The sequence below is a fragment of the Maridesulfovibrio sp. genome, from assembly GCF_965230075.1.
Taxonomy (GTDB): domain Bacteria; phylum Desulfobacterota; class Desulfovibrionia; order Desulfovibrionales; family Desulfovibrionaceae; genus Maridesulfovibrio.
This window is the reverse complement of sequence record NZ_OZ245945.1, coordinates 3,338,228-3,363,011: the sequence shown is the minus strand read 5'-3', so window position 1 is coordinate 3,363,011 and position 24,784 is coordinate 3,338,228. Positions and strand designations below refer to the sequence as shown.

The window sequence follows — 24,784 nt, the reverse complement described above, 5'->3', positions numbered from 1 at the left end:
ATGGAAGATGTACAGAACAGTCCCGCGAAAGTAGCCATGTCCATTGACAGGGTCGGCGTGCGGGATTTGACCCTCCCCCTTGTGGTGCGAGACCGGGAGTCCGGCAGCCAGAGCACCATGGCTAAAGTTGCTTTGTCCGTAGACCTGCCCGCGCATTTTAAGGGCACCCACATGAGCCGTTTTGTGGAAGCTTTGGAAGATTGGTCAGAAGAATTGGATTACCAGAGCTTTTACAATCTGCTCAGCGATATCCTGCGCCGTCTTGAGGCTGAGCGCGCCCACGCAGAACTCAGCTTTCCTTATTGCCTGCAAAAGAAATCCCCGGTCAGTGGACGTAAAGGGATCATGAGCTATGAGTGCACAGTGGAAGGTGAGATGGTCGGTGATAATCTGGAGTTTACCCTCGGGGTGAAAGTTCCGGTTATGACTGTTTGCCCCTGCTCTAAGGCCATCAGTGATGAGGGTGCTCACAGCCAGAGGGCCGTGGTGCACATCAAGACCAAGTCCAAGGGTTTTGTCTGGATTGAGGATCTGGTAGAGATTGCTGAAGCTTCAGGTTCCTGTGAAGTGTTTTCACTGCTCAAAAGGGAAGACGAAAAACACGTAACGGAAAAAAGTTTTGCAAATCCTACTTTTGTTGAGGATGTGGTTCGCAATGCGGCTATGGGTCTGGAAAAACACCCTAAAATTCTCTGGTACCAAGTTGATGTGGAAAGTTTTGAATCAATCCACAATCATTGTGCCTTTGCAAGTATTGCCAAGCCGGAATAAGTGCTTACTTTGTTTGTAAGGAGGCAGAGGGGATTATCCCCACCTGATCTCCGCCGACAGCCGCAGTTGCTTACCGAATGGATAGAGCGATTGCGGCGACACTTTGGATAATAGAAAACTCCTGCCGAAACTTTCGGTGGGAGTTTTTTTATTTTTGATGCGGAATGCAAAGTTTTTATTGTGTTGAAAATATTATTTAAAATTATAAATTTTGAAGTGTTTTATGAAAAACATGCAGTAATTAGCAATAAGTTGCTTTTCAGGTGTTGCCAAGTCGGAATAAGTGCTTACTATTATATGTAAGGAGGCAGAGGGGAATCTTCCCCACCTGATCTCCGCCGACAGCCGCAGTTGCTTACCGAAAGGATAGAGCGATTGCGGCGACACTTTGGATAACAAAAAACTCCCCTCGGGTAATCCCGAGGGGAGTTTTTTTGTTATTTACCCGTATACGGTTCCTGTTGCGTTGAGCAGTGAATGCCGCCGCCCCCGAAGTTGATTCCAAGGGTGTTGATGGACACCACTTTGTGTTTGGGAAAGGCTGTCTTCAGGACCGCCAGTGCTTCGGCATCGCGCTCTTTTACTTTTTCAGGCAGGCCTTTATGCCAGTATTTCTGTGCCAGAACCACGCCGTTGGAAATCAGGAAATTGCAATAGCTCTGTGCCGGAACAACCTGTACTGACTGTCCTACGGGGAAAGCTGTGCCGTCTGAAAAACGGGGATATGACACCAGTCCGAAATATGCTTCATCCTGAGGTGTTACTTCGAAGTAGAGGGTTTCCGGCATGGGGATGCGGATGATGTTGAAAGGTTTACCGTCCTGATCAACAGCGTTTTGCAGGATGCGAAGGTTTTCTTCCATGCGGCGGTGGTTTTCCGCTTCAACAGGACCTTGGGCTGCTTCTTCTTTACTCACTTCAGCCAGCAGGATTGTGTCCGGGGATACAAAGCGGCAGTACTCGTCCATGTGGTTGTTGGCTGCGGCACTGCGGTAGGCTACTCCCTTGCCGTTCGGGCCGGGCAGGGTGCTTACATTGTATGCATCGTCATCAACGGTTCCTTGTTTCAGCCAGATAACGTTGGTGACGCCCAGTATTTCTTTTAGTTCCGCTTCAATGTCTGCGCGTGAAAGGTTGGGGTTACGTTGGAATTCACAGGCTTCAGTGACCAGTATGGTTCCTTTTCCGTTCAGCTCCCGGTCACCGCCTTCACTGACCAGACGGGTCATTCTGGAAGGGATTCTGCGTTGCTTGGCAATGTCGCGGTCAACGCGTTCCATTATCCGGGACTGAGTGTCCGATTGCGGGAAGTAGCCCCAGCAATTGAAACCGAAGTCGGCAATGCTTTTGCGGCCTTGCTTATCTGTTGTGAAGATAGGACCGAAATCCCGCCAGTAAAGCATGGTGAAGGGGATGGTCTGGAATGAAATTTTGTTCATGGGCAGCTTAGTTTTTTCCAGCAGGGACTGCACGTGTTTGCGTTGGCTCTCTTCAGGGATGCAGATGGTTATGTCGGTATATGGAGCGAGATTTTCAGCTATTTCCAGTAGGACATCGTCGGTGTGGTACCCTTTTACGTACTCTTTGCTCAGCCAACCGAGGTAAACCCTTTCCTGTTTTTCAAATTCTCCGGGGAATCTCCATTCAGCAGCAGTTGCTGCCGTTGTTGCTGATGCAAGGAGAAAGGCTATTGCCATTAGGTAGGTTGTGCCGAGTTTTATCATACTGTTTTCCTCGTTAATTAGAGTTGTCTTATTACGGTGCTAATACACAATAGTTCTCCGGTGTAGTCAACAATTTATCCGATATTCGGAATACAGCTTCGCTTGTTCATTACAAAATAAAATCCCCTCCTGCCGGAATGTTGGCAGAAGGGGATTTTGTAAGTCTTTATGATTTGTTCTTAATTAGATTTAACCGCGTAAGGCCAGCCGTCCTGACCGTTGGTGAGGATGAATAAACGGTAGGGAGCGATTCCCTGTTTGGCGAAGTAGTTGACGGTTCTTTCTGCGCCGCCTTTTCCGCGCGGGCAGATGATTACAATGGGCTGGGTTGAGCTTTTAAGATCGTTCAGAGCAGGGTTGAGTTTTTCAGTGTCGGCAACTGTTTTTACCGGATAAGCGCAGGTCTCGATTGCACCCTTGATGTGATGTGATTTAAATTCGTCGGCAACCTGAATGTCTACAATGGCAACATCTGCCTTGGTGTCGATGGCGTTCTGTAAAGCAGCAGGGCTCATGTAATTGTAGCTGTCTTTCATGGCAAAGGCATTGCCTGCGATGCACATAAGCAGAGCTGCCAACCCGAGCATTACCATCATCTTCTTGTTGAAATTCATTTGTTTCTCCTCCTGATAGTGGTTTAGCCTCAATTTTTAAACTCAGGCAGGAGAATTCGTCGAATATTTAAAACTGATAGTTGGTGATAGATGGTATTCTGACTCTCGATAATAGCTTTTGCAGCAAAATTTTATTCTTTCTCAAAAATCATGCGCAATTCTGCTATCCGTTTTTTGTTTACTCCGAAATCGGAATAGCCGAGGCGTGATGCGGAGCGAACATTAATTTTACCTTCCGCCTCGTCATATATGCATTCAAGGTCATCTACAAAACGAAACCATTTGCTCCTGAATTCTGCATGCAGGTATGGGCCGCTGCGGGTAATGATTTTACCGCCCATCTTTTTGATGCAGGACCTAAGTTTTTTCATGACTTCTTTATTGGTACCGTCGGCTTTGAATGCTTGAGTAGTGTGGCTCGCATCTGTTTCCTGTGAGGAAACGCAATTAGGACTGTTCGGGCACGGCGAGAGATTGCCTCCGTTCATTCCCAGATTTTCCGGTGGGGAGGAAAAGTGGGCAGCAGTAAAAAGACCGGCAGCGCAGATAATGCCAATGAGTGCGGTTAGTTTGTAAATCATAAAATTGAGAGTAGGATATTGTTTGGCTTATTTGCAAGGGAAATTAAAGATGTATAGTGAAATTCGGTGGGGGCTGAATCGTTTGGACGTAAAAAAGAAAGAACCCCTGAAGCGCGGATGCGGATCAGGGGTAGAAATCTTATGTTTTAGTTATTTAGTATGGATTGGTTTTGATACAGAAGGAGCCTTCTTTCAGCAGGTCGGCAATTGAGATTTCATCCAAGGCTGCATACATGGCCTTGCTGGCTTTCACCCATACTTCTCGGGTAGGGCAATTGTCGATCCGTTTGCAAAGGTCGTCATTATCGAGGCATTCAACCAGTCCGGCATCGCCCTCAAGGCTTCTAACTACTGCGCCGACTGTGATGTCTTCGGGGGCCATTGCAAGTGTGTGTCCTCCGCCGGGGCCGCGTTTACTGGCGATAAATCCGGCTTTCTTCAGTTCGCGGATGAGCTTTTCAAGGTATTTTGTTGAAAGTCCCTGACGGCTGGCAATGTCACTAATACGGACCGGGCCTGCTGTGCAGTGTGTGGCGATGTCCAGTATCATTCGGGTTCCGTATCTGCTTCTTGTTGTCAGTCTCATGAATTTTCCTTTTGGGTTTACTAATCCATGTAGAAAAGTAATTGCTCCGGGTCAAGAGGGATTGCTTTGACAGTAACCGATTATTTGGGTTGTCTGTGGTAAGTAGTTGATTCCATATGGTTTTTGTTGTGTTTGAAAAATAATAATAAAAGGTTGCAATTTTGAAATTCTCTGGGTAAAAGCGTATATTGGCATGCCTGCGCGGGTTGCGCAAAGCAGGCGAAAAAGACCAATACTGGAGAATATTATGAGCCCGAAAGATAACGGGAAGAAAGAGTTTGATGTAATTATTGTCGGCGGCGGTCCTGCGGGACTTTTCGCAGCCTATTACCTTGGCGAGAATACCGACCTTGATGTTCTGGTCATCGAAAAGGGAAAGGCGTCCCTTAAACGACATTGTCCCATAACCGGGGATCAGGAATGCATTAAATGCAAACCCTGCAACATCCTTTCCGGTGTGGGCGGGGCTGGCCTTTTTTCCGACGGCAAGCTCAACTATATTCACAAGCTCGGCAAGACTGACCTTACCCAGTTTATGTCTGTTTCCGAGGCAAAAAAACTCATCGACGAAACAGAAAATATTTTCAACCGTTTCAACATGGACGGTCAGGTTTACCCCACCAACATGGATGAAGCCAAGAACATCCGCAAAGATGCCCTTAAAAACGGTATCGACCTGCTGCTGATCAAACAGAAGCACCTAGGCAGTGACAACCTGCCCGGACATATTGCCGGAATGGCTGATTATTGCATGGAAAGAGGTGTAACTTTCCGCACTGGTGAGCATGTTGAAGACATTCTTATCGAGAACGGCGAGTTGGCCGGTGTTGTTACCAAGAAGAATGAGTACAGAGCCAAGAATGTTATCCTTGCTCCGGGCCGTGTCGGTTCCGAGTGGATGGGTAATGTTGCCAAGAAACACGATCTCGCTATCACTCAGCGTGGTATTGAGGTTGGTGTGCGTGTTGAAGTGCACGGCGACATCATGCGTGACCTTTGTTCCGTGATCTACGACCCCACTTTCTTCATCCGCACCAACACCTACGATGATCAGGTCCGTACTTTCTGTACCAACCAGGGCGGATTCGTAGCTCTTGAAAACTATCAGGATTTTGTCTGCGTAAACGGCCACGCATACATGGATAAGAAATCCGAGAACACCAACTTCGCTTTCCTTTCCAAGGTTGTGCTTGAAGAGCCTGTTACCGATAACCAGGCTTATGGTGAATCCATCGGTAAGCTCGCCACCATCATCGGCGGCGGCAAGCCCATCCTTCAGCGTTTCGGTGACCTCAAGCGCGGTCGCCGTTCCACATGGAACCGCGTACGCAACAGCTTTGTTGAGCCGACCATGAAGAACGTTACCTGCGGTGATATCGCTATGGCTCTCCCTGAGCGTATCGTGCGTAACCTCATCGAAGGTCTTGAAAAACTTAACGACGTAGTGCCCGGTGTAGCCAACGAGGAAACCCTGCTCTACGCACCGGAAATCAAGTTCTTCTCCACTCAGGTGGAAACCAGTGATCAGCTTGAAACCGCGTTGGAAGGTCTCTTTGTGGCCGGTGACGGTCCCGGTGTTGCAGGAAACATTGTTTCCGCAGCTGCTACCGGAATTCTTCCCGCTAAAGAGATTGCCAAGAGAACACAGAAATAAAGATACGCTATCGCGTTTTAGATGAAAGAATGGGAGACACTGGCTTCAGTCGGTGTCTCCCTTTTTTGTTTTCATGTCGGTTGCCTTGAAGTTGTGATGACATTGCTATGGAGAGTGTGGTAACAGCTTGTATTGTTTGTTACTGTTGTTCAACTGTAATTTACCCAACTTCAAGAAGGTGAGCATGTCTGCAAGTTCCCCCCCTGAGTCCAAGCAATCTGCTTCTGTCATTTTTGTTCTGCTCATTTCCGCTGCCGCAGCCCTTGGCGGTTTTCTTTTCGGTTTTGATACTGCGGTTATTAACGGCGCGGTGGTTGCGCTGGGCGATTATTTCAAGGTCGGCCCGGTCTTGGTGGGAATGTCCGTTTCCCTTGCGCTGATTGGTTCTGCGGTCGGGGCCCTGCTTTCCGGTCCGGTTTCTGATCGTTATGGGCGCATCAAGCCCATGCTTCTTTCGGCTTTTCTGTTTACCATCAGTGGAATTGGTGCCGGACTTCCGGTTACTGTCTGGGATTTTATTTTCTGGCGATTTCTCGGAGGAGTGGGCATCGGCCTTGCCAGCGCTATTACTCCCGCTTACATCGCGGAGATTTCTCCGGCCAACCTGCGCGGCAGCTTCGGTTCTTTGCAGCAGTTGGCTATTGTGGTCGGTATTTTCGTGGCTATGCTCAGTAATTATATGCTGGTGGGTTTTGCCGGAGGATCTGCGGATAATGAACTTTGGTTCGGTTTTGAGACTTGGCGCTGGATGTTCTGGGCTGAGGTACCGCCTGCATTGCTCTATGGATTCGCCGCCTTGATGATCCCTGAGTCTCCCCGTTACCTAATAGCCTCCAGAAGAGAGAAAGAGGCTGAGGGGATTCTGGCAAAGGTTCTTGGTGATAAGACTCTGGAGAAAATTGAGGAAATCAAGGACAGCCTTAAGATAGAATGCGCTCCCTCATTTGCTGTTCTAAGGTGTGAAGGGGGGCTTCATCCTGTGGTCTGGATTGGGCTTGGGCTTTCTGTTCTGCAGCAGTTTGTGGGTATTAACGTAATTTTTTATTACGGCTCGATGCTCTGGCGCAGTGTTGGTTTTTCCGAGGAAAGTTCTCTATGGATTACGGTGATCACCGGAGTAGTGAACATCGTGACCACGCTGGTCGCTATCATGCTCATTGACCGGGTGGGGCGTAAGCCTTTGCTCTTGGTAGGATCTGCGGGGATGCTGATCACCCTTGGCGTCTTGGCCTACCTGTTCGGTCATGCACCCATTGATGTTACCGGAAATCCGGTTTTGCAGGGAGCATCTGCCACAATCGCTCTTTATTCGGCCAATCTTTATGTCTTCTGTTTTGGATTCTCGTGGGGGCCTGTGGTCTGGGTGTTGCTTGGTGAGATGTTCAATAACCGCATCCGTGCCTCTGCACTTGCGTTGGGGGCCGGGGCACAGTGGGTGGCTAACTTCATTGTTTCCGCATCCTTTCCTTCACTTGTACATTGGGCCGGGCTGGGCGTTACTTATTCCATTTATGCCTTTTTTGCGGCCATCTCATTTTTCTTTGTTCTCTTTATGGTTCGGGAGACCAAGGGCAGGGAACTTGAGGATATGGAGTGATTATCCTTTAGCGGAGCTTAAAATTGGGATATTCGACTGTTTTTTATTTGATTTTTACAAGAAAAATTCAATTGCATATTGACTTTGCGTCATTTCATTGACAGTGAATGTGTAGGGTTAGCCATTTTATATGATGGAGTAATCCGCACAAGGCGGAACAGAGCTAAAAAGTTCCCCGGACTAGAATAATTTTGGAGGCCGAATGGCTCTTAATTTGGGTGGAATAATTGGAAACAGTCCTGCGCTTAAGGAGGTCTTTGCGATTCTCGCAAAGGTAGCGCCCACAGACAGTACCGTGTTGGTTACCGGGGAGTCCGGCACGGGGAAGGAACTGCTTGTGCGTGCTTTGCACCGCAACAGTAAACGAAAGGAAAAGCCTTTTGTTCCGGTAAACTGCGGGGCTATCCCCAAAGAGTTGCTGGAATCGGAGCTTTTCGGGCACGAAAAGGGGGCTTTTACCCATGCCGTGCGTTCCCGTCCGGGCCGTTTTGAGCTGGCTGACGGCGGAACTATTTTTCTTGATGAAATCGGTGAGATGGATTTGAGCCTGCAGGTTAAGATCCTGAGGGTCTTGCAGGAAAAGGAAATTGAGCGGGTCGGCGGTACTTCTATTAAGAAAGTCGATGTACGTATCGTTGCTGCAACCAACCGCGATCTTGAAGCTGAGGTTGCCGCAGGAAGATTTCGTGAGGACCTTTTTTACCGTCTCAATGTAATTCCCATGCATCTGCCTCCGCTCCGCGAGCGTGGCGGCGATGTGCTTTTGCTGGCAAAACATTTTCTTGGCCGTTTCTGCGAAGACAAGGACATGGAGCAGCTCGGTATTCAGCCTGATGCTGCGGATATGCTTGTTTCCTATACTTGGCCCGGTAATGTCCGTGAACTTGAAAACTTCATGGAACGCATGTGCATTCTCTGCGATGAGAACGAAATCGTTCCCGATGACCTGCCGGAAAAAATCTGGAAGGATGTGGGCAAGGAACCCAAGAAAAAGGTTGCCGAGCTTATGCAGCCTGTTGGATTCAACTGGCCTACTCTGACGGATATGGAAGAGCAGGGAGCCAAAGGGCTTAAGGACTTTCTGGAGAAGGTCGAAGACCGCCTCATGATTGAGGCTCTTGAAAAAGCCGGGGGCGTTAAAAATAAGGCCGCAGAGCTGCTCGGGGTAAAACGCACGACGCTCATTGAAAAGATCAAGAAGAGGAATCTGGAAATTTAGTAATTTTAAAAAAAGTGTGGATTTTGTGAGGGGTAGGCAGGAATATTGCAAAGATAGTTGATTGTGACGCTTAGCCGACTTACCGGAGTTTTCCGGACCCTTTTTATGGCGGCCGTTTTTTGGCTCGCCTGCCCTAATCCGGGTCATGCCTTGGAGTATTTTATTGATACGAAGGCTGACATGGATGCCATACGTCTTGTCTTTGACCAAAAAAATCTTTCTGGAAAAGTTGCCCGTACCGGGCGGCAGCAGATTACCATTTCCTTCCCTAAAAATGCTCTTAAGGGCGAAAAACAGCCGACTCCGGCTCCGCTTTCTTCCCTGCGTATTGTAAAATCCCTGGATGTGGGATCGAGTTCCATTACCATCGGAACCCGGACCAGTGCTTTTGGTTTTATCCGCATGCCTGCGGGTAACGGCCAGATGTTGATTCAGTTTTTCCGTGACCCCATTGGCTCCAAATGGCGTTCGCCTAAAGAAAAGGCTCGCCGTGATGCCGAGCGTAAAAAAGCTGCTCGAAAGAAGGCTGCTGCCCAAAAAAAGGCCGCAGCAGATAAAAAGGCAAAAGCCGAAGCTGCCCGCAAGGCCGCGGCCCAAAAAGCTGCTGCAAAGGCAGAGTCAAAGCCTCCTCAACCTCCAGTTATCGACGAGATCGACCTGCCTGATGACGAAGAGTCTCCGCAACTCAAACAGGAACTGGAGCAGGCGGCAGAAGATACTTCGGTAGAGCAGGTTCCGCCACAGCCTGTAAAACGTCCATTTTATTCCGTCCCCTACACTTATCGTGCGCTTGTAGCCAAGGTTGGTCCGGGGCAGGCCACGCCTGTTGATACTTCCGTGCTTCCTGCAAGGGCCGGGGGCAGTGCCCGTCGTGTTTCTGATAATGGAGAAGCTGGGGGACAGGTTGCCGGACGTATAGAGCCGGACAGTTCCGGAGGTTCGGCAGGTGGTTCTATTGTTCCGCCTCCTTCTGATGAACCTGTCGACGAAGGTTTTGACGAAGCAGTTGATGAAGGTGCAGCTGTTGAGGATGTTGCGTACGAAGAAGATTTTCCCGAAGGTGAAGGTGCATCCGGTTCAGTCACCCCGCCGCAGAAATCCGGAAGCAGTGCGTCCGGCAGGATTGCCCCGCCTCCTTCGCAGGATGAAGGACAGACTTCCGGTCAGGTTTCAGGCAGGATTGCACCGCCCGATTCCTCTGCATCCGGTCAAGTGACTCCTCCCCCGCAAGATGAAGATTCTTTCGAGGCCACAGAGTATCCTCCTCTTGAAGATGAGGGAGCTGTGGAAACTGTGGAAGATGTGCCTGAGACCGGTAATGTAACAGATGGTCGTGATGAAGCGGTTGAGGGTGAACAGGATGTATCTGATTCTGATGCCTATCCCGTGGAGGACTCTGAGCAGCTTGATGAAGGCGGAGAAGATGGGGAAGCAGTTGAAGGCGAGAAGGAGCTGAGTCCTGAGGACCGGATCAAGATTGCCAAAGGCGTTCTTCTTGCCGCGGAAGGTGCTTTGGATGAGGGTGAGATTGAAGCCGCTATTGCCGGTTTTACCGAAGTTTCCCTGATGAAAGAATTGCCGCAGGACTTGCGCTTACGTGCCCTTTACGGAAAAGCCGAAGCCCTGACTGAGCTGCACCGCGAAGCCATGGCTGACAATTTCGGAGAAATATCCAGTGCGTGGATGGAAGCCATGAACGCGGACACCAAGTCACCGAATGTTCCTATGGCTCTGCTTAATCTGGGTTTGCTTAACCTTAAAGTAGGCAATATGCCCGAGGCCAAGGCCTATTTTAATCTGCTTAAGTCCCAGTATCCCAACGATCCTAACATTCCTTATATCAGTTACTATTGGGGTGAGTATTACCTCGGTATGAAAGAATATGAAAAGGCTGCGGATCAGTTCCAGTATCTGGTTCAGATGTATCCGGACAGCAAGATTGTCCGCGATGCTGCACTTGGTCTTGCCCAGGCTCTTGATGCCCTCGGCTATGACGAACAGGCCTTTCAAATTATTGACTATATTGATAAACGCTGGCCCCGTTTTTATATTGAAGATCTGCGATTCCTACTCATGTCGGCCAATACCCAGAACAGGCTGGGCAAGATTGAGCAAGCCCGAGAAAATTATTGGGCTTACTACAACCTTGCCCCGGAAGCCCCGGAAGCGGATATTGTTTTGGCCCGTATCGGTGATATTTATTTAAAGACCGGGCAGAAAACTGCAGCCAAGGAAATTTACGAAAAGGCCGCCAAAGATTTTCCTGACAAAGAAGGCGGATTGGTCTCCATGATGCGTCTTGCTGAGGAAGGTATTTATGATGATCCCAGCATGAGCCAGATGGATAAGGTTTTTGACCGCCCTTACAACCTTAGACCGCAGAAAATTTATACCCATATTATTGAGAAGTTCCCGGACAGCCCCCTTGCTCCGCTGGCCCAGCTCAAGCTGGGCATGTGGTACTACTGGAACAAGAAGTACGGGGATTGCCTTGGGGCTGTTCAGGCCTTTTTGGATAAGTATCCGCGTAGCGGGTTACGGGAACGGGCCAGTGAACTTGGTACAAGGGTTTTTGATAAAGCTGTGCCGGAACTGGTCAAGGACGAGAACTATGGCCGGGTAGTCAGTTATTGGAACAAGTACGCCAAGAAGAATAATGAAGGTAAAGATGTCAATGATGAAACCAGACTTGGTGTGGCACTCAGCTTCTGGAAAAAAGAGCAGCCTGCAAGGGCTCTGGAATTAATCGAGCGTTATTTGCAGGGCGATGAAATTCCCAAGTATTCAGCCATGGCCCTTGATATGGCTCTTGGCATCTATGTGGATGAACAGGCTTGGAGCAAGGTCACCGAGCTGGTCAATCTTGCCAAGGATAAGTGGAAACTTGATCCAAAGCAGAAGGTTCATATAGAATACGCACAGGCTATGGCTTACGAAAATCTTGGCGAGACTGAACGCAGTACTCCGCTCTGGGCCGGTCTGGCTTCTAATTTGCTTCTGCCTGAATCTTCAAGGGCTTATGCTATGTACTATATGGCTAAGTCTTCCATGAAGAAGAAGGATTTGAAGAAGGTTTTTGTCTATGCGCAGGAAGCCCTTTCCATGCTTCTTGAAACCGGGGGAGACCGGGAAAAGATCAAGGATTGCATCCTGATGACAATTTTTGCGGCGGAGAGTTCCGGACGTTACCGGGAAGCTCTTAAGTGGGCAGCGGAGTACGACAAGTATATTCCGCTTTCCGACCCGGAATGGGCATCATCCCGTTTCCGTCTGGCCCAGCTTTACGAAAAGGCCGGGGCTACTGCTGAATGGAAGAAGCTGATGGAAGAAGTGGCAAAGAAGAAGCCGGGTGATCTCTATGGACGTCTGGCAACTTCCGCGCTGGCGACCCATAAGATTGAACAGGATGCATCCAAGTTTCAACCGGACCCGGTATTTCAATAATTTTTAAGGCAGGTAAACATGAACAGACAGCCCGTAGTTGCCGGACGTTTTTATCCGGACAGTCCTGATCAGCTTCGTAAGGAACTTGAGATGTATTCGGGAACCCCGGATGTGGATGGGGACCGTCCGGTTGACCGTCTGATCATGGTTCCCCATGCCGGGTATATGTTTTCCGGTGAACCCTGTGGCAAAACACTTGCCCAGAGCAAACTGGCTGATACTGTTTTCCTGCTCGGTCCCAACCATACCGGGCTGGGGTCTCCTTTATCTGTCTGGGATACGGGCAGTTGGGAATTCCCCGGTGGCAATCTGGATGTAGATGAGGAGCTGGCTGCAAAGCTTATTGAAAGTGGAGCAGGGTTTGTTTCAAATGAAAAGGCCCATTCGCGGGAGCATTCCCTTGAAGTTATTGTACCTTTTCTGCATCACCTCAATCCGGCGATCAAGATTGTTCCGGTCTGCGTTTCCGAAGCTTCTCCGTCAAATTTGCGTAAGGCGGGCGAAGCCATTGCGGATATTATGGAGAATCACCCGGAGCCCATTTCAATCGTTGTCAGTTCCGATATGAGTCATTTTATTTCCGCAGATCAGGCTAAGAAACTCGATTCCATGGCACTTGAAGCGATCATTCGCATGGACCCTTCCGATCTTTATTCCATTGTTTCATCCAACCAGATCAGCATGTGCGGGGTCCTGCCCATGACTATGGGTATGTTTGCTGTTAAAAAGCTGGGTGCCACTTCCGGCAAGCTTGTGCAGTATACAAATTCAGGTCAGGCAACCGGGGATTATGAAAGAGTGGTAGCCTATGCCGGAGTAATTATATCCTAACCCTTGCCAATCGGCAAAAGCGGCATTATTTGTACTGGTCAGGCCTGCTATGGGCGGCCTGTGAGCAAATAATAATGCCTCCTGCGGGCGAAGGATATATGTGCAATGAGTTTTGAGAGCGGTTATGCAATTGGTATTGATACAGGCGGAACCTACACTGACACTGTTGTTGTAAAATGCGAAGACTCAAGCGTGGTGGCTACGGCCAAGTCTCCCACCACCCATCATGACCTGAGCCTCGGTCTGGCATCCTCTCTGGATAAGGCTATGGCGGAGAGCGGGATCAGCCCTGATGAGGTCAAGCTTGTTTCTGTTTCCACCACTCTGGCCACCAACGCCGTTGTTGAGAATAAGGGCGCCCGGGTCGGTCTGTTCATGATTGGCACCACCAAGGCGCTCAAGCTGCCTGTGGTGACCCTGCGTTACGTCAAGGGCGGTCACAAGATCACCGGGGCGGAAGAAGATCCGCTTGATATTGAATCCCTTGTGGACGGTATTCAGGATATGGCCGGACATGTGGACGTTTATGCTGTCTGCTCAGCCATGAGTATCAAGAATCCCGCTCACGAACTCATTGCAGAAAAAGCTATTTCACTTACTGATCCTCAACCTGTTTTTTGCTCCCATACCATCAGTACTCGCGCCGGACAGGCCGAACGTGCCGCCACAGCGGTACTCAATGCCCGTCTCATGCCGGTAATGAAAGAATTTCTCTCCGGAGTAGGCAAGGCCCTTGATGAGCGCGGTCTCGGATCTTCTGTCGTTGTTGTGCGTGGTAACGCTACTCCCATGAGCATGGAAGATGCTGTGCAGCGCGCTGCTGAAACTTTTGCCAGCGGTCCGGCATCAACCGCATATTACGGTTCTATTTATTCCCCAGCAAAAGACGCCCTCATCGTTGACGTGGGCGGTACCACAACCGACGTTACCCTGATCCGTAATTCCCAGCCTACAATTCAGGAATCCGGCTCCATTATCGGCGATTGGGAAACCCATGTCGAAGCGGTGGAAATGTTCACCGTGGGTGTTGGCGGAGACAGTTTTGCCCGCATCAATCGCTCCGGTAATTTTGAAGTCGGTCCGGGCAGGGTTGTGCCTCTGTGCATGGCTGGGGATATCCCCGCACCGGAAAAATGGATCGGCAAAGGGCACGAATCCCACTTGCTTAAGGTCGGCCCTTCTGCGGAGCAAGGTTCTGATGACGTTGTCCTGAAATATCTTTTTGAAAACGGTCCCTCCACCTTCGGGCAGATCATGTCCGGAACCGGCCTCGGTGAAATCGGCCTTGGCGGCAAGGTCCAGAAACTTGTGCGCGAACAGCTGGTGGAAGAAGTGGGCTTTACTCCCACTGATGCTCTACATGTACAAGGACAGCTGGACATCGGCGACAAGTCTGTTTCCGAAGCCGCTGCAGTTCTTCTGGGCAAAGAATTTGATCTCGATGGAGCAGGCTTTGCAGCCATGGTTCTTTCCGAGACAAGGGTCAAGATTGAAAATGCCATGCTTGAACATATTGTGCGCAAGGAGATCGGCGGTAACATGGCCGGATTCATTGCCGGGCGCGCTGCAAGTTCGCTGGTCAGCTTCGACGCTTCATTAAATCTGCCCATCGTGGGTATTGGTGCTGCCGCGCATAAACTGCTGCCGGAAGTTGCCGAAAAGCTGCATACCGAAGCTGTTTTCCCCTCTCACCATGAAGTTGGTAACGCACTGGGCGCGATTAAAATGGCTCTTGATACCAAGAAAAAGGATAGCTGTAATGAGTAGAAATCAACCTTCCGCATATGAATATTGCCTTGAACCTGCCAGTGAGAATAATGAAGTCGAAGTTGTCCACGGCTGGATTTTTAAAGATGATAAGTGGGTGGCCCATGCGTGGTGTGAGTTCGCAGACCGGGTAATCGATCTGGGACAGTCCACCCATTCCATGGATAAATTCAATTACTACGTAAGCAACCGGGTCAGCGAGGAGCGTTGCCGCCGCTATTCACGTATTGAATTTTTCACTCTCGTGGGTGACGAAGGCCATTTCGGTCCTTACGACAAGGAGCTTTTTTTTGCCGAAACAAGTGATCGCGATCCGCTGGAAGTAATCGAATCCGGCGAGGTGGAATAAATTGTCTGCCGGCTTTTTTATTACCGGAACAGGTACGGACGTTGGCAAGACTGTGGTAACCGCAGCCCTTGCCCGGTTCTTCATGAAATCAGGACGGTCCATACTTCCAGTCAAGCCTGTGCAGTCCGGAGCTATAATCCTGCCTGACGGTTCCATGGATTCTCCGGACGGAGATGTCTATAAGGCTGCCGGAGCGGTCTGGGATATCAAGAGGCAGTGCCCGTATATTTTTGAGCCGCCCACCTCTCCGCATCTGGCCGCAAAACTGGCCGGGGTGGAGCTTGATTATGTCGAGATTGCTGCGAAAGTCCGTGAACTTGAAGGAGACGATTTTCTTCTTGTGGAAGGGGCCGGGGGCATAATGGTTCCCCTGAGCGATGAATCTTCTATGCTTAATCTTATGAAAGAGCTTGGTTATCCGGTAATTCTGGTCATCGAAAATAAGCTTGGCTGTATCAATGAAGCCCTGCTTTCCATTGCTGCCCTGCAGCAGTCCGGACTTGAAATTTCCGGACTGGTTATGACCTCGCCTAACCAGCCTGCGCCCGAAGAGTACGGCATGGCTGAGGAAAACATCCGTTTCATCGAAAAAATCTCCGAAGTAAAAGTAATCGCTTCCATTCCATATATCGAAAATTGGGATTACAATGATCCCAAATGTTGGGAGCAAGTTGATAAGGCGCTTGATTCCTGATTTTTTATAAATAACACGGCGAAGCCCTAATAAAAGTTTTTGGGATTCTTAAACCCTTTTTACAAAAAGGGTTTAAGGCCCCCGGCAGGGCCGCCGGAGGCTCACATGTCCATACTCGAATTCGATAGAGAACATCTTTGGCATCCTTATACATCTGCTACTAATCCTCTGACTGCATTTCAGGCCAAGCGTACCGAGGGCGTTAAGATCATCCTTGAGGATGATACCGAACTCATCGACGGCATGGCTTCTTGGTGGTGCGCCATCCATGGCTATAATAATCCGGTTTTGGTTAAGGCCTTGTGCGATCAGGCTGAGACCATGCCCCATGTGATGTTTGGCGGACTGACCCATGAGCCTGCTGTTGAACTGGCTCGCAAGCTGGTGCAGATTTCTCCTGAGCCTTTGCAGCAGGTCTTTCTGGCTGATTCCGGTTCGGTTTCAGTTGAGGTGGCCATCAAAATGGCTATCCAATACTGGTATGCCATGGATAAGCCTGAGAAAAACAGGCTGATGACCATTCGCAACGGCTATCATGGCGACACCATCGGCTGCATGTCGGTCTGTGATCCGGTCAACGGCATGCATTCCATGTTTACCTCAGTACTGCCGGAACATGTTTTTGCCGAGGCCCCGCAGTGCGGATTTGACGCCAGATGCACGGATGAAGATTTTGCTGATTTTAAAGCGAAAATTGAAAAGCACGCCCACGAACTGGCGGCGGTAATCCTTGAGCCTGTGGTTCAGGGGGCCGGGGGTATGCGTTTTTATTCCCCGGAATACCTGAAACGGGTCCGCGAGGCTTGCGACGAACATGGTGTGCTGCTCATCTGCGATGAGATCGCCACCGGATTCGGTCGCGCCGGAACCATGTTTGCCAGTGAAATGGCCGGGATCAGCCCGGACATCATGTGCGTGGGTAAGGCCATTACCGGTGGAATGATGACTCTGGCCGCAACCCTTGCCACCAAGGAAGTTGCCGAGGGTATTTCTTCTAAGGGCGGGGTCTTCATGCACGGTCCGACCTTTATGGGCAATCCGTTGGCTTGTGCTGTGGCTAATGCCTCTATAGATCTTTTGCTGAATAGCAACTGGAGGGAACGGGTAGCGGAAATCACCGGGCTGCTGTGTTCCGGGCTTGCTCCCTGTGCTAAGTCCAATGCGGTGGCGGATGTGCGTTGCCTTGGAGCTATTGGGGTTGTTGAGCTGAAAGTACCCGTGGATATGGATTCCATCCAGCGGGAATTTGTTAAACGCGGCGTCTGGGTTCGTCCTTTCGGAAAACTGGTTTATGTGATGCCACCCTATGTAATTTCAAATCTTGAACTTGAGGCTCTGACTTCCGCTATTTGTGAAGTCGTCGGCCTTCAGGGGTAATATTTTGGATAGAAACGAGAAACAGGCTTTGTGGAATGCCGTTCACGGCGGCGGTGCCATTGATGAACATACTGCGGTTTCGGTGCTCGGTGCTTCCCACGGAGAACTGGCGGAAATCCTTCACGCCGCACATACCATGACCACTCGCCGTTTCGGCCGTGAGGTCAGCCTTTGTTCCATTGCCAATGTGCGTAGTGGAAACTGTTCCGAAGACTGTACTTTTTGTGCCCAGTCCAGCCATTTTAAAGGCACCCCGGCTCCGGCCTATCCGCTTATGTCAGTGGAGGAAATCCGGGACTGTGCTGATAAAGCAGGGCAGTCACCTCTTGAATTTTTTAGCTACGTGACCAGCGGCAGGGCGCTTAAGGGTAAATCCCTTGATCATGTCTGCGAAGCTGTTGACGGTATGCGCGAAAAGAGTTTCAACCATTGCGCTTCGCTGGGCTGCCTTGATTTTGAGTCCTTGAAAAAATTGCATGAATCCGGTGTAGTCCGTTACCATCATAACCTTGAGGCGGCGGAGAGCTATTTCCCTAATGTCTGCACTACCCACAGTTATGATGAGCGGGTGCGTACGGTACGCGATGCCAAAAAGGCAGGGCTTGAAGTCTGTTGCGGCGGTCTGCTGGGCCTTGGCGAAAGTCATCAGCAGCGGGTGGAGCTGGCTCTTGCTCTTGCGGAGCTGGAAGTGGATTCTATCCCTCTTAATTTTCTGATTCCCATACCGGGAACTCCGCTGGAAGATGTAGAGCCGTTGCAGCCTCTGGAAATTCTGCTGACTATTGCCATGTTCCGTTTGGTCAACCCTCATGCGGAAGTGCGCATGGCTGCTGGTAGGGCCGCTCTGCGTTCCCTGCAATCATTTATTTTCCATGCCGGATGTAACGGGCTGATGGTCGGTGATTTCCTGACCGTATCCGGTCAGGGCATTGATCATGACCTGACCATGCTTGAAGATTTGGGACTGATGGTCCGGACTAAAAAGTAATTATCTGTTCATACAAATAAAAAAAGCCCTGCTGAAGTTGATCTGCAGGGCTTTTTTTTATGAAATTTTTAGGAGTGGTAAAGGATGGTGGCTACGTAATCCTGTATCTTGATGAGGATTTCCGGGGAGGGCTTTTCAAAGGTCATGCCCAGAATTGTTTTCCGTGAATCCTTGGTGCAGCGTTGCACTTTGCAGGGAATGAAGGTGGTTCCGTTTTCCGTGAAATAAGGACAGTAGATCTTCATTTCATCCCCGATTTCAGGGTCAGAGTAGTTTTTGTCTGTTATGTAGCTGATGCAGCAACCGCTAGTGCTCAGGTCTTCCAGCACGGCCACATTCTTTTTTTCACCGAGTTCAATCTGTGCTTCCATGAAGCAGGAAACCCTTTTGTGTCTCCTGAGATTGTATGATTCGATTCGCTTTGGGTATTTCAGGAAAAGGAGCCTGTCCGGAGAGCTGATCATTCTGATCACTTCGGTTTTGTACCCGGAGGCTATGCCTTCATGAATATAGCGGACAGTTGCTTCGTTGCCGGGGTACATATATTCGGCCCACAGGGATTTATCCGCATGGTGGACCATCGGCTCTTTAACAATAAGGGATTTTATGAAATCCCCTCCGACCACTATTGTCGGTGCTTTGTCGCTCAGGCCGCCTAACTCGATGGTGATTTTTAGCCCGGGAGTGCAGGCAGCCTTAAGTTTTTCCTTTTGCGAGATCATTTCTTTTTCCGTTTGACGATGTACTTCTTGAACATGGAGGCTACTTCAAGTGTAGGTGCAATTTCAAGTGCTTTGTCCAGATGATTTAACGCCATATCATTGTTTCCGGCGTCGAAATGAGCTCTGGCAGTATTGAAGTGCAGGTTTTCGTCATTGGGATTGATCTGTATGGCCCGGTCATAAAATGTGATGGCCTCATCAAAAAGAGATTGTTTGCGCAGGCTGATGGCAAAGAGGTTGAATTCCTGCCTCTGGCTCTCCATGAAAATTTCGTCTTTATTTAAAAGTCTATCTATGATTCCGGAGAGCTTTTTGAAATTTTTCTTGGTGCATTGCACAGACCCCATTCCCAGATTGGCTTTGGGGTGCTCTGGGTCCAGAAAAAGAGCTTTGGCAAAGGATTGCTCTGCTTCATCAAGGTTGCCGTTTAGAAAATTCTGTTCACCTTTTTCGATTTTGGCCCTGAGGGATTTCAGAGCAGGGAGTGTCTTTTTTTCGTAGTATTTTATCTCTGGCGCGTACTGGGTGATGAATTCTTTTTTGTTTAAGGTGGTGACCACACCTGAGGGAATGTTTTGATCATTGAGGGGCTGAACCTGAAACTTATCCACACCTGACCGCGTGACATAATAATATGTCTTGCTTTCGGCCCGCTGCATTGTCGTTCCGGCTCCGGTGTAATCTTTGATGTTTTTGGAATAAACACCAAGTACCTGAAAAATATCTCCCATCAACAGTCTCCCCAAATAGACGCATATCAAGTAAGCTGAGTGCTTTTTTTAAATATATTCTTCTCTGTTTTAAACTAAAAGCCTGCTGTTTATAAGCAGGCTTTTAAAAAATGTCGATTAGAACTTTGTTTAGCAATGGTTTCACATTTAGGAATGACGGCTTCTCATTGTTCTGCTGAGTCATAATTGGTGGGCTTCTGCTTTGAAGTTGGTGGCTTAGTCTTTTTTTTCTTTTTTTTGAGCAAGTATTTTTTGAAAAGCATGGCTGATTCAAGCTCAGGATTTATTTCGAGTGCTTTTTCTATGTGAGAAAGGGCCTTGTCTTTGTCTTCTGTATCAAAATATGCACGGGCAATGTTGAAATGGAGGTTCTCGTCTTCAGGATAAATTTCGAGCGCTTTTTTATAGAAAGTCAGGGCTTCATTATACCGTTTGCTTTTGCGCAGTACTATGGCGAAGAGGTTGAATTCCTGACGTTGTTCCTCAAGAAAAACAGCATCCAGATTCAGCAAGACTTGGATGATTTCTGTGAGTTTGTCGAAATTCTCTTTTGTGCACTGGACTGTTCCCATGCCCAGATTCGCTTTAGGGTTTTCCGGGGCAAGGATCAGAGCCCCGGCAAAGGCATGTTCAGCATCATCAAGATTGCCGTTTTCAAAAGCCTCTTCCCCTTTCGCAATTTTGGCTTGCAGTGTTTTCAGGGCAGGCAGAGTTTTGCGCTGATAGTAATATAATTCAGGGCTGAACTGAGCTATGAAATCTTTTTCCGAGATAACCGTAACCATACCTGAAGGAATATCCTGTTCATTCAATGGCTGCACATGGTATTTACTGTAGCCTACACGAATTACGTAATGGTAAGTTTTATGCTCGGATTTTTGTGAAGTCGTGCCGGCTCCGATTCTGGTCTTGATATTTTGAGAGTAGACCCCCAGCACTTTCATTTCTTGGCTCATACTGTTGTCCTGCAGGAATTTGAATCTAAACTTGTACAGGCAGTATAGCATATAATGAAAAAGCCCGTCTTTTATTAACGGGCTTTTCTTTTGTAAGTATAGGTCAGCTGTGAAGGCGGATTAGTGGGCTACAGCCTTCCTTCTTCCACAGCGTGACAGGCGCAGAGAGTGCCGTTTTCCAGATTGCGTGCGCGGGGAACTTCCTCCCGGCAGCGATCATTTGCAAAGGTGCAGCGACCATGGAAGACACAGCCTGTGGGCAGGTTGATGGGAGTGGGCACGTCACCGGAAAGGTGGATGTGCTTTTTCTTCTCACCGCCAAGAGTCGGAATGGCCGAGAGCAGTGCCCTTGTGTAAGGGTGTTGCGGATTGGCAAAGATTTCCTTGGCTGTACCCAGTTCGCAAAGGCTGCCCAGATACATAACCGCCACGCGGGTGGAGATGTGTTCAACAACGGAAAGGTCGTGGCTGATGAACAGGTAGGTCAGGTTGCGTTCTTCCTGTGCATCCATGAGCAGGTTCAGAATTTGGGCCTGAATGGAAACGTCCAGTGCGGCGATGGGTTCATCGGCCACAATGAATTCAGGTTCGACAGCCAGAGCGCGCGCAATGCTGATGCGCTGGCGCTGTCCACCGGAGAATTCATGGGGGTAGTTTCCGGCCCATTCAGGATCAAGACCTACATTGCGCATTACTCTATGCAGCTTGTCCTTTGCTTCGCCCCTTGAGATGCCCTTGTTGTGAAAATAGATGGGCTCCTCAATGATCTGGCGTACGGTCATACGCGGGTTAAGCGAGGCATAGGGGTCCTGAAAGACCATTTGCATTTTTGTGCGGTAGGGCAGCATCTGCGCGTGAGGCAGGTTGTCGATGCGCTCACCGCCATAGTGCACTTCACCGGAGTTGGGCGGATAGAGGCCCATCACGGTTCTTGCAAGGGTTGATTTACCACAACCGGATTCGCCGACCACGCTTAAGGTTTCACCTTTTTTAATCTCAAAGCTGACATTGTTGACCGCTTTGACGACGGTTTGTTTGCGTGTGATGCGTCCGTTTTCCATTTGCAGCTGGTCGAGCAGCCCGCCGGAAATGTCGAAGTGCTTGACCAGATTTTTGATTTTTACGAGGGAATCGGTTGGCATGACGAATCTCTATACTTTGTCGGCATGGTGACAGGCCACCAAAATACCGGATTTATTTTCTTTAAGTGTAGGCAGTTCCTGCTTACAGATGTCAGTACAGTGTGGGCATCTGGGGTTGAAGGGACAGCCTGCGGGCATATTCATGAGCGAGGGCATGGCACCGGGAATCTGGGTCAGGCGGTCGCCTGCTGCACCGGACTGGGGCAGTGCGGCGATCAGTCCCTGAGTGTATGGATGGCCCGGGGTCTCGGTAACCTGACGGGTGGAACCAGTTTCCACTATACCGCCAGCATACATGACCGCGATGCGCTGGGTGACTTCCGATACAACAGCTAAGTCATGGGTGATCAGGATCAGGCCCATGTTGTCAGTTTCACAGAGTTCCAGCAGCAGGTCCATGATCTCGGCCTGAATGGTGACGTCCAGAGCGGTGGTCGGTTCGTCGGCGATGATCAGTGACGGATCGGTCAAAAGTGAAATAGCGATGACGATGCGCTGACGCATACCGCCGGAGAATTCATGCGGGTACTGATCCAAACGTTTGCGCGGGGAAGGAATGTAGACCTTGCGCAGTTTTTCCAGCGCAATCTCTTCAGCTTCCTTGCGGGTGACATCCATGTGGGCCAGCACGGTTTCGATCATCTGGGTACCGATGGTCAGAACCGGGTTCAGGGTCATCATGGGGTCCTGAAAGATCATGGAAATGCGGTTGCCGCGAACTCCGCGCATTTTATCAAAAGGCATTTTCGCAAGATCCTGCCCTTCAAACATGATCGACCCGTTGGAGATATATCCGGGCTTGGAAATGAGGTTGATGATGGAGAAACCGGTCACAGATTTACCGGCTCCGGATTCACCAACCAGTCCGAGTCTTTCACCCTTATTAAGGGAGAAGCTGACGTTCTTCACTGCTTCAAGGGGGCCTTGGCGCAATGCGAACTCGACACTTAAATTCTTAACATCAAGAAGCGGTTGCATTGTTTACCCCTTGTAGAGTTTCGGGTTGAGGAAGTCGCGCACCCAGTCACCGAGCAGGTTGATGACCAGAATGAGCAAAACAAGGACGATACCGGGGAACATGGTGATCCACCATGACCCACTGAAGATATACTCAAATCCTACGTTGATCAGTGAGCCCAGTGAAGGCTGGGTCACGGGCATACCCAGTCCGACGAAGGAAAGGGCGGCTTCACTCATAATAGCGTTTGCAACCTGGATAGTGGAGATAACGAAGACAGGAGAAAGGGTGTTGGGCAGCACGTGGCGCCACATAATCCTCTTTTGGGAAAGGCCGATGACCTTTGCCGCTTCTACGTATTCCTTTTTCTTCTCTGCCAGTACGGAGGCACGTACGGTACGCGCATACTGCGGCCATTCAGCAAAGCCGATGACCAGAATCAGCAAGGGAACTGCGATTTCTTCGTACTTGGCGACCCCGAATACAGCCTGAAAGATGGCTGAAATGAAGATAGCTACCATGTAGGTGGAGAAGGATAGCTGTACGTCGGCAACACGCATGAGGATGGATTCCACCCTTTTGCCCATGAAACCGGCAACCAGTCCGACCATAATACCTAAGAATGCCTGAAGGCAAACGGCACCAATACCGATGATCAGGGAAACGCGCATGCCGTAAAGCATGGTGGAATAAAGGTCGCGGCCCTGTGCATCGGTTCCGAGCAGGAAGGTTGTATCCCCGCCGGGAAGCCATGAAGGCGGAATTTCCGCGTTCATAATGTTGATGTTGTTAGCATCATAAGGGTTGAAAGGTGCGACAAGGGGAGCCGCAAAACCCATAAACAGGAGCACGACCAAAATACAGAAGCTCGTCAGGGCAACTTTGTCGTGCAGAAAATCGTGCAGAAAATATGATTCTTTGAATCTCTGCCAGCGTGATCTGGTTTTCATTTATTTTTGCCCCGTGATTCTGACCTGCGGGTTGACCAGTCCATAAATGACGTCAACCACGGTGTTAACAACTACGAAGATAAGACCAACTACCATAAGGTAGGCCACCATGAGTGGAGCATCGCCACGCTCAACAGCTTCGATGAACATGAAGCCCATGCCCTGCCACTGGAATACTGTTTCTGTGAGGATTGTGAAGGCGATCATTGTTCCCAGCTGAACACCACCCACGGTGATAACCGGGAGCAGGGTGTTTTTGAAAGCGTGGACAATCCAGACACGTCTGGGCATCAAGCCCTTGGCCCATGCGTATTTGATATAGTCGTTTTCAAGAACTTCCATCATTTCGGAACGAATGAGTCGAATGAAGAGCGGAAGCATGATGGAAGAAAGGGCGATGGAAGGCATAACCAGGTGCAGCCATCCGTCTGCTGTCAGAAAACCGGTGCGCCAGCCGCCTAAGTCTACTGTTTCGCCACGTCCGTAGGATGGCAGCCAGTGTAGTTCCACTGAAAAAACATAAATCATGAGGATCGCGGTCAGAAATACCGGGATTGATACCCCGACAATAGACCCGCCCATGACAAACCGCGAGAACAGGGCCTTGGGCCTGATAGCCGAATAGATACCCAGCGGTACGGAGAAAATTACAATGATCAGGGCGGAACAGATAACCAGTTCCAGGGTCGCTGGAGCCTTGCTTAAAATTACATCAAGAGCAGATTTTTTGTAGAAGAAAGATCTACCGATATCACCCTTGACCGCCCCCTGCATGAAGCGGCCGAACTGGACCATGAACGGATCATTAAGGCCGAGTTCGTCCCTGATTTTTTCCCTTTCAGCAGCAGATACGGAAACACCCGTAATCTCCCTGACCGGGTCACCGAAACTCTGCTTGATGGCAAAGCCGATGAAGCTGATGATCAGCATTACAATGATCGCCTGCGCGATCCTTCGGACTATAAAAGCAAACATTTTTTATTTAACTCCAGACGGAAAACAGTTGAGGCGCTTTACGCTTTGGGCGAGTGATTTCGCCTCCGGCGGCCAAAGGAGCAACTACCTTTGGAATCCCGATCACGGGATTGATTTTTTGAAAATTACTTGTGTTTCAGACGCATCAAAGGGA

General features: G+C 49.5%; 22 protein-coding genes. 11 read left to right on the top strand and 11 right to left on the bottom strand.

The genetic code is table 11. From position 1 onward, the window contains the following. Window positions 1–771, top strand: a complete 771-nt coding sequence (gene folE2, locus ACO05Z_RS15255) for a GTP cyclohydrolase FolE2 (RefSeq protein WP_421903047.1) — start codon at window positions 1–3, stop codon at window positions 769–771. A gap of 437 nt (window positions 772–1,208) precedes the next feature. On the opposite strand, the gene ACO05Z_RS15250 is transcribed toward folE2, so the two are convergent. The 4 genes from ACO05Z_RS15250 to ACO05Z_RS15235 form a co-directional block, all read right to left on the bottom strand. Then, window positions 1,209–2,495: an agmatine deiminase family protein gene (locus tag ACO05Z_RS15250; protein ID WP_421903046.1), complete on the bottom strand. Its 1,287-nt coding sequence runs from the start codon at window positions 2,493–2,495 to the stop codon at window positions 1,209–1,211. 179 nt (window positions 2,496–2,674) lie between these two features. Next, complete coding sequence (locus tag ACO05Z_RS15245; protein ID WP_421903045.1) at window positions 2,675–3,109, bottom strand: rhodanese-like domain-containing protein; 435 nt, start codon at window positions 3,107–3,109, stop codon at window positions 2,675–2,677. A gap of 131 nt (window positions 3,110–3,240) precedes the next feature. After that, window positions 3,241–3,597 carry a DUF1499 domain-containing protein gene (locus ACO05Z_RS15240; protein ID WP_421903044.1) on the bottom strand — a complete coding sequence of 119 codons (357 nt, stop codon included), beginning with the start codon at window positions 3,595–3,597 and terminating at the stop codon, window positions 3,241–3,243. A gap of 247 nt (window positions 3,598–3,844) precedes the next feature. Further along, window positions 3,845–4,276, bottom strand: coding sequence for an RrF2 family transcriptional regulator (locus tag ACO05Z_RS15235; protein WP_421903043.1), 432 nt, complete (start codon window positions 4,274–4,276; stop codon window positions 3,845–3,847). Window positions 4,277–4,523: 247 nt separating this feature from the next. Here ACO05Z_RS15235 and ACO05Z_RS15230 point away from each other — a divergent pair, with 247 nt between their 5' ends. The 10 genes from ACO05Z_RS15230 to bioB all read left to right on the top strand — a co-directional run bounded on the left by ACO05Z_RS15230 (window position 4,524) and on the right by bioB (window position 18,196). After that, window positions 4,524–5,930: an NAD(P)/FAD-dependent oxidoreductase gene (locus tag ACO05Z_RS15230; protein ID WP_421903042.1), complete on the top strand. Its 1,407-nt coding sequence runs from the start codon at window positions 4,524–4,526 to the stop codon at window positions 5,928–5,930. Between the two features lie 184 nt (window positions 5,931–6,114). Continuing rightward, complete coding sequence (locus ACO05Z_RS15225; RefSeq protein WP_421903040.1) at window positions 6,115–7,527, top strand: sugar porter family MFS transporter; 1,413 nt, start codon at window positions 6,115–6,117, stop codon at window positions 7,525–7,527. Between the two features lie 202 nt (window positions 7,528–7,729). Continuing rightward, window positions 7,730–8,746, top strand: a complete 1,017-nt coding sequence (locus tag ACO05Z_RS15220) for a sigma-54 interaction domain-containing protein (protein WP_421903039.1) — start codon at window positions 7,730–7,732, stop codon at window positions 8,744–8,746. 105 nt (window positions 8,747–8,851) lie between these two features. Then, window positions 8,852–12,190, top strand: a complete 3,339-nt coding sequence (locus tag ACO05Z_RS15215) for a tetratricopeptide repeat protein (protein WP_421903038.1) — start codon at window positions 8,852–8,854, stop codon at window positions 12,188–12,190. Between the two features lie 18 nt (window positions 12,191–12,208). Continuing rightward, window positions 12,209–13,021 (top strand): AmmeMemoRadiSam system protein B, encoded by an 813-nt coding sequence (gene amrB, locus ACO05Z_RS15210; RefSeq protein WP_421903037.1) that lies wholly within the window; start codon window positions 12,209–12,211, stop codon window positions 13,019–13,021. A gap of 105 nt (window positions 13,022–13,126) precedes the next feature. Next, window positions 13,127–14,788, top strand: a complete 1,662-nt coding sequence (locus ACO05Z_RS15205; RefSeq protein WP_421903036.1) for a hydantoinase/oxoprolinase N-terminal domain-containing protein — start codon at window positions 13,127–13,129, stop codon at window positions 14,786–14,788. Further along, window positions 14,781–15,137 (top strand): hypothetical protein, encoded by a 357-nt coding sequence (locus tag ACO05Z_RS15200; RefSeq protein ID WP_421903035.1) that lies wholly within the window; start codon window positions 14,781–14,783, stop codon window positions 15,135–15,137. Before ACO05Z_RS15205 ends, ACO05Z_RS15200 begins: the two co-directional genes overlap by 8 nt. 1 nt (window position 15,138) lies before the next feature. Beyond that, window positions 15,139–15,831: a dethiobiotin synthase gene (gene bioD / locus ACO05Z_RS15195; protein WP_421903034.1), complete on the top strand. Its 693-nt coding sequence runs from the start codon at window positions 15,139–15,141 to the stop codon at window positions 15,829–15,831. Between the two features lie 105 nt (window positions 15,832–15,936). After that, complete coding sequence (bioA, locus tag ACO05Z_RS15190) at window positions 15,937–17,208, top strand: adenosylmethionine--8-amino-7-oxononanoate transaminase (protein WP_421903033.1); 1,272 nt, start codon at window positions 15,937–15,939, stop codon at window positions 17,206–17,208. Window positions 17,209–17,212: 4 nt separating this feature from the next. Beyond that, the gene (gene bioB / locus ACO05Z_RS15185) at window positions 17,213–18,196 is read left to right on the top strand and encodes a biotin synthase BioB (RefSeq protein WP_421903032.1); all 984 of its coding nucleotides are present in this window, start codon (window positions 17,213–17,215) and stop codon (window positions 18,194–18,196) included. 68 nt (window positions 18,197–18,264) lie between these two features. Here the strand turns inward: bioB and ACO05Z_RS15180 are convergent, their stop codons facing one another. From ACO05Z_RS15180 to ACO05Z_RS15150, 7 genes are all read right to left on the bottom strand, one after another. Beyond that, the gene (locus ACO05Z_RS15180) at window positions 18,265–18,918 is read right to left on the bottom strand and encodes a PilZ domain-containing protein (protein WP_421903031.1); all 654 of its coding nucleotides are present in this window, start codon (window positions 18,916–18,918) and stop codon (window positions 18,265–18,267) included. Next, window positions 18,915–19,649, bottom strand: a complete 735-nt coding sequence (locus tag ACO05Z_RS15175) for a tetratricopeptide repeat protein (RefSeq protein ID WP_421903030.1) — start codon at window positions 19,647–19,649, stop codon at window positions 18,915–18,917. Before ACO05Z_RS15175 ends, ACO05Z_RS15180 begins: the two co-directional genes overlap by 4 nt. A gap of 164 nt (window positions 19,650–19,813) precedes the next feature. Beyond that, window positions 19,814–20,605 (bottom strand): tetratricopeptide repeat protein, encoded by a 792-nt coding sequence (locus ACO05Z_RS15170; RefSeq protein ID WP_421903029.1) that lies wholly within the window; start codon window positions 20,603–20,605, stop codon window positions 19,814–19,816. Window positions 20,606–20,733: 128 nt separating this feature from the next. Next, window positions 20,734–21,747: an ABC transporter ATP-binding protein gene (locus ACO05Z_RS15165; RefSeq protein ID WP_421903028.1), complete on the bottom strand. Its 1,014-nt coding sequence runs from the start codon at window positions 21,745–21,747 to the stop codon at window positions 20,734–20,736. Window positions 21,748–21,756: 9 nt separating this feature from the next. Continuing rightward, the gene (locus ACO05Z_RS15160; protein WP_421903027.1) at window positions 21,757–22,725 is read right to left on the bottom strand and encodes an ABC transporter ATP-binding protein; all 969 of its coding nucleotides are present in this window, start codon (window positions 22,723–22,725) and stop codon (window positions 21,757–21,759) included. A 3-nt stretch (window positions 22,726–22,728) separates the two neighbouring features. Further along, a complete protein-coding gene (locus tag ACO05Z_RS15155; protein WP_421903025.1) occupies window positions 22,729–23,655 on the bottom strand; it encodes an ABC transporter permease in 927 nt (308 codons plus the stop codon). Next, on the bottom strand, window positions 23,656–24,630 hold the full coding sequence (locus tag ACO05Z_RS15150; protein ID WP_421903024.1) for an ABC transporter permease: 975 nt from the start codon (window positions 24,628–24,630) through the stop codon (window positions 23,656–23,658). It abuts the gene before it with no gap. Between the last annotated feature and the right edge of the window lie 154 nt (window positions 24,631–24,784).